General features: G+C 65.0%; 13 protein-coding genes. 6 read left to right on the top strand and 7 right to left on the bottom strand.

Annotated elements, in window-relative coordinates; translation table 11 throughout:
• The first annotated feature begins 9 nt into the window (after window positions 1-9).
• From yczE to B2Z70_RS11520, 3 genes are all read left to right on the top strand, one after another.
• The gene (gene yczE / locus B2Z70_RS11530; RefSeq protein ID WP_009801669.1) at window positions 10-618 is read left to right on the top strand and encodes a membrane protein YczE; all 609 of its coding nucleotides are present in this window, start codon (window positions 10-12) and stop codon (window positions 616-618) included.
• 102 nt (window positions 619-720) lie between these two features.
• Window positions 721-1419: a pirin family protein gene (locus tag B2Z70_RS11525; RefSeq protein ID WP_292983422.1), complete on the top strand. Its 699-nt coding sequence runs from the start codon at window positions 721-723 to the stop codon at window positions 1417-1419.
• Between the two features lie 89 nt (window positions 1420-1508).
• Window positions 1509-1727: a hypothetical protein gene (locus B2Z70_RS11520; protein ID WP_040612508.1), complete on the top strand. Its 219-nt coding sequence runs from the start codon at window positions 1509-1511 to the stop codon at window positions 1725-1727.
• On the opposite strand, the gene queE is transcribed toward B2Z70_RS11520, so the two are convergent.
• Together queE and queC are read right to left on the bottom strand one after the other, a co-directional pair.
• Window positions 1724-2353: a 7-carboxy-7-deazaguanine synthase gene (gene queE / locus B2Z70_RS11515; protein ID WP_292983419.1), complete on the bottom strand. Its 630-nt coding sequence runs from the start codon at window positions 2351-2353 to the stop codon at window positions 1724-1726. The genes B2Z70_RS11520 and queE overlap by 4 nt on opposite strands.
• On the bottom strand, window positions 2353-3072 hold the full coding sequence (queC, locus tag B2Z70_RS11510) for a 7-cyano-7-deazaguanine synthase QueC (protein ID WP_292983417.1): 720 nt from the start codon (window positions 3070-3072) through the stop codon (window positions 2353-2355). Before queC ends, queE begins: the two co-directional genes overlap by 1 nt.
• Window positions 3073-3120: 48 nt before the next feature.
• Between queC and cutA the strand changes: the two genes are divergently transcribed.
• On the top strand, window positions 3121-3456 hold the full coding sequence (gene cutA, locus B2Z70_RS11505; protein ID WP_292983415.1) for a divalent-cation tolerance protein CutA: 336 nt from the start codon (window positions 3121-3123) through the stop codon (window positions 3454-3456).
• Between the two features lie 126 nt (window positions 3457-3582).
• Window positions 3583-5223 (top strand): ATP-binding protein, encoded by a 1641-nt coding sequence (locus tag B2Z70_RS11500; protein ID WP_292983413.1) that lies wholly within the window; start codon window positions 3583-3585, stop codon window positions 5221-5223.
• 69 nt (window positions 5224-5292) lie between these two features.
• On the opposite strand, the gene B2Z70_RS11495 is transcribed toward B2Z70_RS11500, so the two are convergent.
• Window positions 5293-7086, bottom strand: coding sequence for an ATP-binding response regulator (locus tag B2Z70_RS11495; RefSeq protein ID WP_292983411.1), 1794 nt, complete (start codon window positions 7084-7086; stop codon window positions 5293-5295).
• Window positions 7087-7265: 179 nt separating this feature from the next.
• Here B2Z70_RS11495 and B2Z70_RS11490 point away from each other — a divergent pair, with 179 nt between their 5' ends.
• Window positions 7266-7838, top strand: coding sequence for a DUF3299 domain-containing protein (locus tag B2Z70_RS11490; RefSeq protein WP_009801677.1), 573 nt, complete (start codon window positions 7266-7268; stop codon window positions 7836-7838).
• A gap of 33 nt (window positions 7839-7871) precedes the next feature.
• Here the strand turns inward: B2Z70_RS11490 and B2Z70_RS11485 are convergent, their stop codons facing one another.
• The 4 genes from B2Z70_RS11485 to B2Z70_RS11470 form a co-directional block, all read right to left on the bottom strand.
• On the bottom strand, window positions 7872-8552 hold the full coding sequence (locus B2Z70_RS11485; protein WP_009801678.1) for a hypothetical protein: 681 nt from the start codon (window positions 8550-8552) through the stop codon (window positions 7872-7874).
• A 25-nt stretch (window positions 8553-8577) separates the two neighbouring features.
• Window positions 8578-9996: a peptidoglycan-binding protein gene (locus B2Z70_RS11480; RefSeq protein WP_009801679.1), complete on the bottom strand. Its 1419-nt coding sequence runs from the start codon at window positions 9994-9996 to the stop codon at window positions 8578-8580.
• Complete coding sequence (locus B2Z70_RS11475) at window positions 9993-10472, bottom strand: hypothetical protein (RefSeq protein WP_009801680.1); 480 nt, start codon at window positions 10470-10472, stop codon at window positions 9993-9995. Before B2Z70_RS11475 ends, B2Z70_RS11480 begins: the two co-directional genes overlap by 4 nt.
• Before the next feature lie 116 nt (window positions 10473-10588).
• Window positions 10589-10852: efflux RND transporter permease subunit (locus B2Z70_RS11470; RefSeq protein ID WP_292983407.1), on the bottom strand; the 264-nt coding region annotated here is incomplete at its 5' end.

The following is a 10852-nucleotide window of genomic DNA, read 5'->3' as shown; positions in this document are numbered from 1 at the left end:
ATGCGTGCCATGTTGATAAAACGTCTGATCCAGTTGCACCTGGGCCTCGCGGCCTATGGCGTCTCGCTGGCCCTGATGGTTCGCGCCAATCTGGGTCTTGATCCCTGGGATGTGTTCCATGAGGGCCTGTCGGACCGCATCGGTCTGAGCTTCGGCATGACCGTCAATCTGGTCGGCCTTCTGGTGCTTCTGGCCTGGTGGCCGATCCGGCAGAAGCCGGGGATCGGCACCGTCATGAATGTGCTGCTGATCGGAACAGTGGCGGACCTGACCCTGTTCGTCATGCCCGAGCTGACCGGCTACGCAATGCGCGCCCTCCTCCTGGTCTGCGCCATTGGCCTGAATGGCGTCGCCACCGCCAGCTATATCGGCGCGGGCCTGGGTCCGGGCCCGCGCGACGGCCTGATGACCGGGGTGTGCGGGCGCACGGGCTGGCCGGTGGGCCGGGTGCGCCTGGGGATCGAGCTTGTGGTGCTGGCGAGCGGCTTTGCCCTGGGCGGCACGGTGGGCCTCGGCACCGTGCTCTATGCCGTCGCCATTGGCCCGCTGGTGCACTGGCTGCTGCCGCGCTTCACGCTCAAGCCCGGGACAGCGCCTGTTCCCGCGCCGGCGGAATGATCCTTTCCGGATCGGCAAAACTCACCGTCCAACCCGCCGGTTAATGCCGCCGCCTCCCGTCTCTATCTGTGTGTCCAACACACGAGCTAAGGAGGGTTCGTCATGATTGATGTACGGTATTTCGAAGATCTGGGCGCCTTCCAGATCGACTGGCTGAACGCGAAACACCATTTCAGCTTCGGCTCCTATCACGACCCCAAACGGATGGGCTGGGGCGCGCTTCGGGTCTGGAACGACGACGAGATCCAGCCTCGCACCGGCTTCCCCCCGCACCCCCATGCGGAGATGGAGATCATCACCTATGTGCGTGACGGCGCCATCACCCATGAAGACAGCCTGGGCAACAAGGGCCGCACGGTGGCGGGCGATGTGCAGGTGATGAGTGCGGGCAAGGGCATCCGTCACGCCGAATACAATCGTGAAAGCGAGCTGACCCGCATTTTCCAGATCTGGATCATGCCCGATGAACGCGGCGGAGAGCCTTATTGGGAGAGTCGGACCTTCCCCAAGGGTGACAAGGCGGGCGAGCTGGTGGTGCTGGCCTCGGGCCGCAAGGGCGATGAAGACGCCCTGCCCATCCGCGCCGATGCGCGGGTTCTGGGCGGGACGCTGAAAGCCGGCCAGTCTGTCCGCTATGCCCTTGAAGAGGGACGTCACGCCTATCTGGCCCTCGCCAAGGGCGCGGTGACTGTCAATGAGGAAACCGTGGGGCCGCGCGACGGGGCCGCGATCGTCGATGAACCCGTGATCGAGATCACCGCGATCGAGGACGCCGAAGTCGTGATGGTGGATTCGCTCTAGGCGCCTCTTCACCCGGCCTTAAGCGCCAGTCGCTAGACAGAAGACCCGGCGGAGCCCCCTGCTCCGCCGGGTTTTCTGTGGAGCGCGCCATGACCCGACCCGCCCTTGTGATGATCGCCCTCGCCGCCGTGATGATGACGCCCGGCTGCATCGTGGTGCAGACCGCCGATCTCGCGGTCGGCGCAACCGGCGCCGTAGTGGGCGCCGCCGGCAAGGTGGTGGGCGGCGCCGTGGGCGTGGTGACGCCGGGCAAGAGCGTGGTCGAGGACAAGTTCGTCACCGAGCTCTGCGACGACACGCCCGCCTAGGGCACATTGATCCATTTGTGGGTCTGCAGGCTGAGCATCCATTGAGGATGTTGCAGACAATACTCGAACGCGGCCTGAGCATTTTTCATCTGGTCCGGCCCGTCCATGGGCTGCAGCCGGAACTGCTTGAAATCGAGCCCTGAGAAAAGTTCAGGCATGGCCTCGGGCTGGGGGTAGACGAGTTTCAGCTCATCGCCGGAGGTCTGCTTCAAGGGCGCGGTGGATTTGGGGCTGACGCACACCCAGTCGATGCCGTCCGGCGCTTCGATGGTGCCATTGGTCTCGACCGCGATCCTGAACCCCTTTTCGTGGAGGGCGTCGATCAGCGGCTTGTCCAGCTGCAAGAGCGGCTCGCCCCCGGTGCAGACCACATAGGGCTCGCCCCCGCCCGGCCACAGGCTCGCGACCTTCTCCGCCAGCGCTTCGGCCGTCTTGAACTTGCCGCCATTCACCCCGTCCACGCCGACAAAATCGGTATCGCAGAACTGGCAGATGGCGCTGGCGCGATCGCGCTCGAGCCCGCTCCACAGATTGCAGCCCGCAAAGCGCAGGAACACCGCCGGCCGGCCGGTCTGGCCGCCCTCGCCCTGCACGGTCAGGAACATTTCCTTGACGGAATAGGTCATCAGCCCGCCGCGCCCTCGCGCCACTGGGCCCAGCCCTTTTTGCGAAGCTCGCAGGCCGGGCAGTCATCACAGCCATAGCCCCAGTCATGGCGCTGGCCGCGCTCGCCGCGATAACAGGTATGGCTGTGCTCGACGATCAGATCGACGAGCGCCTCTCCGCCCAGCTCATGCGCGAGCAACCAGGTCTGGGCCTTGTCCAGATGCATCAGCGGCGTCTCGATGACGGTCGGGCGATCGAGCCCCAGCCCCAGCGCTCTCGCCTGGGTCTGGATCGTGTCCTCGCGGCAGTCGGGATAGCCTGAATAATCGGTCTGGCACATCCCCCCCACCAACACGTCGATGCCCCGACGATAGGCAAGCGCGGCGGCGACCGTGAGAAAAACGAGATTGCGCCCCGGCACGAAAGTGGAGGGCAGGCCCTGTTCGGTCATGACGATTTCCATGTCCGCCGTCAGCGCGCTTTCCGCCAGCGCGCCATAGCCGGACAGATCCACCAGACGATCCTCGCCCAGCCGTTCCGCCCAGGCTGGAAACGCCTTGAGCATCTCATCGCGAACCCGCTGGCGGGCTTTCAGCTCCACCTCATGGCGCTGGCCATAGTCAAACCCGATCGTTTCCACCCGCTCAAAGCGCGACAGCGCCCAGGCGAGGCACGTGGCGGAATCCTGGCCGCCGGAGAACAGCACCAGGGCTGCGTTTGATGAAGCGCGTGTATCCATGTAGCCAGTATATCTTGCTTATGAGCCGTGCCTGCAAGGAGCTCGACCATGACTGAAGCCGCCAAGGGCGTCATCGTCCTTTACACCACCTGGCCTGACCGGGAGAGCGTGGAGCGCGCCGCGGGCCGTCTCTTGGAGGACCGTCTGATCGCCTGCGCCAACCTTCTGGGAGAGAGCCGGTCGATCTATCGCTGGGAGGGCGAGGTGCAGAGCGAGCGTGAGATCATCGCCCTGTTCAAGACCTCGGCGGAGGCGGCGGAGCAGACGCGCGACGCCCTGCTCGCGCTTCATCCCTATGATGAACCCTGCATTCTGGCGCTTGAGACCACCGCCCCGCTGAGCGCATCGGGCTTTACCGACTGGGTGCGCGAACAGACAGCGTAACCCCAGGTTTAATAACGCGACTTTTCGATGAACCTTCCGTGAAACACGCCTTCAATTAAGGGCGCGGCAAGGGCCTGGCGTGTTGGGTAGGCGCGATTTCACCGCCTGCCCCAGGAGCCCGAGCCCATGAGCCGCACGGTTCGCACCCTTTTGCAGAATGCGCCTGTTCTGGACCCCGTCATTACCGGATCGGAGGTCTATGACCTGTTCTCCGAAGACAGCGATCTTCTGGTCTGCGCCGTGGTTGAAGCGGGCAAGCCGATCGGCCTTGTGGCGCGCAACGCCTTCTTCCTGCGCATGGCGGACACTCATGGCCGGGCGCTCTTCGCCAAACGCCCTGTCACCTATGTGATGGACAAGGACCCGCTGGTGGTCGACAGCAACCATCTGCTGTCCCAGCTCAGCCGCCACATCGTCACCGACCGCATCTCGGCCCTGTTTGACGGCTTCATCATCACCGAGAACGGCCGTTATGCCGGGGTGGGCACGGGCGTCGGCCTGATGCGGATGATCCAGTCTGAGAGCGAGGAGCGCAATCGCAAGCTGGTCGCCCTCGCCGAGCAGCTGGGGCAGGCGCGGCTTGAAGCCCTGTCCGCGAACAAGATCAAGACCGAGTTCGTGGCGACGATGAGCCATGAAATCCGCACCCCGCTGAGCGGCATGATGGGCCTGGCCCAGCTGCTTCAGGAGACCGCCCTGGATGAGGAGCAGCGCAGGCTGACCCAGAGCATTCAGCAGGGTGGCGAGGTCATGCTCGACCTGCTCAATGACGTGCTGGACCTGTCCAAGATCGAGGCCGGCAAGATGAAGCTGCGTTCGGTCGACTTCACCCTGAACGATCTCGCCCAGGCGGCGTCCCAGCTCTGGCGCGGACGCGCACAGGCCAAGGGGCTGAACTTCGAGGTCCGCACCGAGGGCGATACGGCCAAGCCGCTGCTGGGCGACCCGGTCCGGCTCAAGCAGATCCTGTTCAACCTGATCGGCAACGCCATCAAGTTCACCGATGAGGGCGCCGTGGATGTGCGCCTGGCGCTGACCCCGCTCACCCCCACGCGCGTCATCCTGCGCGGAGAGGTGACCGACACCGGATGCGGCGTGCCGCCGATCGCGCACGATGCGCTGTTCACCTCCTTCATGCAGGCCGAACCCGAGGCGCGACAGACCGCCAGCGGGACTGGCCTGGGGCTGGCCATCTGCAAACAGCTCGTTGATCTCATGGGCGGCACGATCGCCCATGACCCCAGCCACGAGCCCGGCGCGCACTTCTGGTTCGAGCTGGCGCTGGGCCTGGCCGACACGGACAGCCCAAGCCCGGCCCGGCCTGAGGAGGCCGGCGGCGCGACGGCGCACGCCCTGGCGCCCCGCATCCTTCTGGTGGAGGACAACGCCATGAACCGGGCAGTGATCGAAGGCTTCCTGAACCTGCGCGGATGGGGCTGCACCATCTGCGAAACCGGCGAGCAGGCGCTGGAGCTGTTGCAGACAGACGGGTTCGACCTGATCCTGATGGATGTGCGGATGCCGGGCCTGGACGGCCTTGAGGTCACCCGACGCATCCGCCAGATGAGAAGCCCGGTGCGCGCGACGCCCATTCTGGCGCTGACCGCCAACGCCTTGCGCGAGGAGCAGGCGCAATGCCTGCGCGCCGGCATGGACGGCTACGCCTCAAAACCGATCCAGCGCGAAGCCTTCTTTGCCGAGATGGATCGCCTGCTGACCCCGGACTGGCGGATGTCCGCCCCCGACCGGATGCATGGCGCAGCCTGAGCCGCCGCCCTTCCCCATGAAAAAAGCCGGCGTCACCGCCGGCTTTTTTATGTCGCGTGAGATCTGCGGTCAGGCAATGCGATAGAGCTGGGCATTGGCGATCGGATCATTGGCGAGCGCCTGTTTCAGCCCGTCCATCAGGACATCCGCACTGACCGGCGAGCGCACCTGCGTCTCCATGGCGTTCACTCGCAAGGGCGCATCCAGCTCCGGCACAAGGCGCAGGATCGGGGTCATCGCGGCCGTGGACGGCAGCGCCCGCACATCGGCGGAGGCGTCCTCGGCCTCGGAGTCTTCAAGCTGGTGCCCCAGGATCACCGCGTCATAGGCCGAGGCGCCCAGCGCATCCACCAGTTCGACCGAGCTGCCAGAGCAGGTGACCACGCAGTTGAAGGATTTGAGATAGCCCAGCAGCACCGAGCGCAGGGCCGGATCGCTTTCGCCGACCAGTATGCGCAGGCGGCGACTCGAGACCGACATCTGCTCACCATCGGCGAAGCGGTCCGCCTTGATGGAGTGACGCAGCTTCACCTCGAACCAGAATACCGAGCCGGACCCTTCCTCCGCCGGCGCATAGCCGACTTCGCCATGCATCATTTCCGCCAGCTTGCGGACCAGATGCAGACCGAGGCCCGTTCCCGCCTGCTTGATGTTGTCATCAATGGCGTCCTTGCCCATGGCGTTGAACAATTGCTCGCGCGAGCTCTCGGGCACGCCGGACCCGGTATCGATCACCGAGATCCGCAAGGCGGACAGGCCGGGCTGATCCTCACGCATGGTCAGATTGACCGTGACCCCGCCCTCATCGGTGAAGCGGATCGCATTGTGCGCCAGGATCCGGCACATATGCATCAGACGACCGCCATCGGCGCGCAGTGCGCGCGACCCGTCGCCGTCAAACTCGACATCAAAACTGATATTCTTGGCGGCCGCATGCGGGGCGTGTTCGCGACGCAGACGGTCCGCGAAATCACACGCGGTGATGTCTTCGAGGATCAGCTCCATCCGCCCCGCGTCAATACGGGAGACTTCCAGAACCGTATTGATCAGGCCCTCAAGCTTCTCACCACTTTCCAGCAGACGCGAGACCATCAGCGATTGCTCGTCTGACAAACGGGTCTTGTCCAGAAGCTGGCCCATGCCGAGCACGCCATTGAGCGGCGAGCGCAGCTCATGGCTCATATTGGCCAGAAGCACAGCGCTCGACCGCGCCGTTTCCTCGGCCTTGCGGGCGGCCTGGTCATTGTGCTCGGCCAGCCGGGCGAGCGCCGCCGCCTGTTCGAGCGTTTTCTTGTTCGCCTCTTCCAGCGCGATATTGGCCGCCACGGAATCCAGCAGGGTATTGGCGTAGGTCTTGGCCAGCATCGTAATGCCCAGCAGGAAGCCGGCCAGCATCACGGCCCCGATGGCGCCCGTGGACAGATCAATGCGCAGCAGGGCGACCGCCCAAAGCGTCAGCGAGGGGGCGGCGTAAGCCAGGATCACGCGCCGTTCGCCCGCGGAGGTCAGCACAGCGCCGGCCGCCATGCCCGCAATCACCAGACCGACGATCTGCGATACGAGCGTCGGCGTGTTGGAAGACAGAAGATGCGGGGTCGCGCCCCAGGCCAGGCCGACCACGGCCGACAGCGCAATGTACAGATACATCTCCGCATCATTGGGCGCACGATCCGCGCGACGCGCTCTCAACATCGCCCCGAACCGCAAGAACGGCCCGACACACAGCAGTCCCGCCCAGATCCAGAGGGACACCGTGTTCACATAAGGATGGATGATTGCGGTCAGCAGCAGCGCGTTCACGATATTCAGCGGAACGGCGCGCAGCGCGCTTTTTGACACCAGCTCATACTGCGCTTGCCGCATACGCGCCTTGATGTCGTGTTTCTGATTTTGTTCTGATGGGTTTATACGACCCATTACACCACCTCCGGGACCGCTTTTCGCGGCTCTTCAGAAGGTTTGTGACAGAAAGTTCTTAAAACTGCGTGCACTTCTCTCTCCCTCTACAGAGAAGGCTGCAATCCTTTACGGGAGTGTTAATCGTGATCTTGCGACGGATTGGTCTGAGTGTGCTTGCCTGCTTTGCGATCACCGCCTGTGGCGAGACCACGCCCGCCCCGCAAGACACGGATACAAGCCTGGTCGCCGTGGATCCCGACGCCGAAGCGGAAGTTCTGGCCTGGAGCGATCTGTTGCCGGAACAGGACCTTGAAGCCCTGCAGGCGCTCAGCGAAGGCCGCGCCGACCCGTCCCTGATGAGCATGATGGGCCAGCAAAGCGAGGTCGAGGGCCAGATCGGCACGTTCAATGTGGTCGAGGATCTCGATGGCCTCGTTGTGCGCATGCCCGGCTATATCCTGCCGCTCGATTTCTCGGAAAACAGTTCGGCGCGGGAATTCCTGCTCCTGCCCTATCACGGGGCCTGCGTGCACACGCCGCCGCCGCCGCCGAACCAGATCGTCTATCTGCGCTCGCCGGAGCTGATCCGCTTTGACAGTCTGTGGGAGCCGGTCTGGGTGGAAGGCCGGATGGAAATCGAACGGGTGGACACCGATCTCGCCGCAACCGCCTATTCCATGGTTGTGCGCTCGGTGGAGCCCTATCAGACCCGATAGCGAAACGGGCGCCCGAGAGCGCCCGTTCAGGTCCTAGTGTCGGCGATCGCACGCGTCTGTGGTGAACAGATCCGCAATCACGCCCTCGCAATCGCGATCCCGGCGCGACCGGTGATACCGGCGATCATAGCGGTCCCGGTCATAGCCATGCCCGTAACCGCGGTGATGGCGGCTCGGCGTGGCGATCTCGGCGCGGATTTCGGCCAGCGACAGCGAGACGTCGGTGAAGCGGTCCTGCGCGCGTTCCCAGGAATGAAGCGTGCCGATGCAGGCGCCTTCCTGGTAATCGCGCTGGTGCATGCAGGCGGCATAGGCCCGGCAGGACCCCTCGGCGAAGCGGTAGGCGGCGTCGAGATCAAGCTCGAAGGCGCGCAGCATCTCGGTCCGCTCGGTTTGCGGCCCTGAAGGCGGCTGATCCACGCGCAGCGTGCCCTCGGTCTCTTCATAGCGCTCGTTGACGTCGCCGCCGGACGCATAGCCCGTGATCAGGAGCGCGCGCGCGGCCTCGATGCGTTCATCCCGCTGGGCGCGCAGGGAATCCACCTCGCAAACCTGCAGCGCCGTGTCGATGGCGAGCGCGTCCGCCGTCGCCTCCACCGGGGCCGTGCTGGGCGGATAATAGGGATCGACCGGATGGACATAGGTCGGGTCGGTCTTGCAGCCTGCGAGCGCGGCGGCGCTGATCAGCACGCTGAGAAGGGTCAATTTGCGCATCGGTCCTGTCCTCTCGATCTTGCCGTCACCGGCTCGCATTGGCGTCCAGACACCCGGCGTCGGCCGGGGGGACGCGGGCGCGCATGGCGTTGCGCAGGATTTCCATCGCCCGTTCCCCACGACCGGGCGTCTCACTGGCTTCTTCCTCGATCTCCTGCCGGATCCGCGCCCAGCGGGCCTGGGCGCTCGGCGCCCGCGCCAGCTCGGGCGTCGTGCGGAACCGGCGCGCCAGATCGTGTCCCAGATCGGCGGCGTCACGCAGATAGGCGTCGGCGCGTTCGGGATTCTCCACGATGGCGCACAGGCGGTAAGAGCCGAAGACCGCGCCCGTGCCATAGATCACGGCGAGATTGAAATTGGCGTCGGGATCGCCCCGCACCGCAGCCATTTCCAGCCATTCCAGCGCCAGATCGGTGTTCTGCACCACGCCCAGACCCACCGCATGCATGATCCCCAGAACGTTCTGGACGCTGGGATCACGGGCCGTCTGGGCCGCGTGACACATCAGCTGGGCGGTCTGGCGCGGGGTCAGCGAAGCGGTCTCGTCATAGCCGAGCTCGCGCTGGAAGGCGCGCACGGCGCGGCGCGTCTCCGCGCCATAGGTTCCGTCAATCGAACCATTGTAATAGCCCAGCGCGGACAACGCGGCCTGACGCAGATTGAGCCCGATGACATCCGCCATGACCCGGTCCGGGTCGCGGGCGATGCGCGCCAGGCTGTCCTGGGTGACGGGGCAGTCCACCAGATGGGCCTGCAGGCGACGCTGGGCGAGGATCGAGGATTGCGCCCCGAACGGACGCCCCCAGGCCACCGATCGGTTCCAGTAGCGCATCGCCGCTTCGCGCGATTCCGGCATCAACGGGCGTCCGCCGGCGCGCTCGCACCCGAAATCGATGATCGAGGAATAGGTCTCGCCGCAATCGAGCTCCAGCGTGGTCAGCTCGGCGTCCCCGCGCAGGAGCCAGTAGCGCGCGGCCTCACTATAGACCCGCGCGGCGATGGGCCGGGGCACGCACTCCGCCGCGCCCTCGACGCACACCAGCGTGGCGTTCGTGCCGCCGGTATCGGGGTCCACGGTTTCCACATGGAAGGGCCAGGGTTCGGCCGGGAAGGAATCGCGGTTGCGCGGGAACCAGCTCCGGTTCGGATTGAGCCAGCTGTTCGGGCCCTGATAGCCCGGGCGCTGATAGCCGGGAGACGCATAGCCGCGCTGACCGCCCCGCGGCGTCCAGCGCCCTTGCTGACGCGAGGCTTCGGCCAGGGTGCGCGGCTCCCAGTCCTCATCGCGCGAGGACAGGCTGTCGCGCTCATCCGCCGGGTCCGGCTCGGGCTGGAAATCGAAAATGGACTGACGCGCATCACTGTCCGACGCCAGGAAGGCCGCCGTGGCGCCCGCCAGCATCAGCCCCAGCGCCAGAGTGAGAAGGATGGAGAAGCGGTTCATGAATCCTCGCCCCATGCGCCCGGACTGGAGCCATAAGGCCGTTCCTGGCTTTGCGGGCCATAGGCGTCATCCGCGCCATAGCTGTCCTGGTAATAGTCATAGCGGGGCGGCTCGCACACCGGCACGCCGCAAATGTCGGACGCATCCACGCATACCCGCGCATCGCGCCCGGTGAAGGTGTTCTGCGCCAGCCGCCCGTCGAAATAGCGGCGGCGATAGGCGTCGCGCTCCAGATCTCGCACATAGGACTGATAGGCCCGCTGGGAGAGCTGAACGCTCAGAATGCCGGCGAAGCACTGGCAGTTCTTGTCGCCATAGGTGTCGGTGCAAGCGAGGTAGATCGGATCGTCATGATCCTCGCCCCACATGATGCCGGCCATGCGCCATCCGCCAAAAATCAGCAAGATGATCACGATCAGGCCCGCAAGAGCCCAGATCCAGCCTAACCCGTAGGAATATCGATCCTGTTCATGCATGTGCGCCTGTCCCGCCTCACCCCAAGCGTCCACCCTCTGTTAAGGTTAACCTATGCTTAAGGCGTCCACCCGGCAACCAGAACGGATCAAGTTTCGTTGAGTTCCCCTTTTTCGGGTCAGGCCTGCGATTTTTTCACATCACCCCGATAGGGCGTGTCCGGGTCCTTGAAGACCACATACACCGCCGGGATCACCAGCAGGGTCAGGAGGGTCGAAGACAACAGGCCGAACAGCAGCGAGATCGCGAGGCCCTGGAAGATCGGGTCAAACAGGATCACAGACGCGCCCAGCATGGCCGCCAGCGCGGTCAGAAGGATCGGCTTGAAGCGAATCGCCCCGGCCCGCAGCACGGTCTCGCGCAGGGTCTCGTCGGCCCGCGC

It is taken from the genome of Oceanicaulis sp. UBA6590, assembly GCF_002433705.1.
In the GTDB taxonomy this organism is placed as follows: domain Bacteria; phylum Pseudomonadota; class Alphaproteobacteria; order Caulobacterales; family Maricaulaceae; genus Oceanicaulis.
The sequence above is the reverse complement of the archived record's forward strand: the minus strand, read 5'-3'. Positions and strand labels throughout refer to the sequence as shown.

Excerpts from the sequence above, each read along its gene's own strand:
- B2Z70_RS11500 (WP_292983413.1), top strand. The coding sequence starts at position 3,583 with ATGAGCCGCACGGTTCGCACCCTTTTGCAGAATGCGCCTGTTCTGGAC.
- B2Z70_RS11525 (WP_292983422.1), top strand. The coding sequence starts at position 721 with ATGATTGATGTACGGTATTTCGAAGATCTGGGCGCCTTCCAGATCGAC.
- yczE (WP_009801669.1), top strand. The coding sequence starts at position 10 with ATGTTGATAAAACGTCTGATCCAGTTGCACCTGGGCCTCGCGGCCTAT.
- queE (WP_292983419.1), bottom strand. The coding sequence starts at position 2,353 with ATGACCTATTCCGTCAAGGAAATGTTCCTGACCGTGCAGGGCGAGGGC.
- cutA (WP_292983415.1), top strand. The coding sequence starts at position 3,121 with ATGACTGAAGCCGCCAAGGGCGTCATCGTCCTTTACACCACCTGGCCT.
- B2Z70_RS11495 (WP_292983411.1), bottom strand. The coding sequence starts at position 7,086 with ATGCGGCAAGCGCAGTATGAGCTGGTGTCAAAAAGCGCGCTGCGCGCC.
- B2Z70_RS11520 (WP_040612508.1), top strand. The coding sequence starts at position 1,509 with ATGACCCGACCCGCCCTTGTGATGATCGCCCTCGCCGCCGTGATGATG.
- B2Z70_RS11480 (WP_009801679.1), bottom strand. The coding sequence starts at position 9,996 with ATGAACCGCTTCTCCATCCTTCTCACTCTGGCGCTGGGGCTGATGCTG.
- B2Z70_RS11475 (WP_009801680.1), bottom strand. The coding sequence starts at position 10,472 with ATGCATGAACAGGATCGATATTCCTACGGGTTAGGCTGGATCTGGGCT.
- B2Z70_RS11485 (WP_009801678.1), bottom strand. The coding sequence starts at position 8,552 with ATGCGCAAATTGACCCTTCTCAGCGTGCTGATCAGCGCCGCCGCGCTC.
- queC (WP_292983417.1), bottom strand. The coding sequence starts at position 3,072 with ATGGATACACGCGCTTCATCAAACGCAGCCCTGGTGCTGTTCTCCGGC.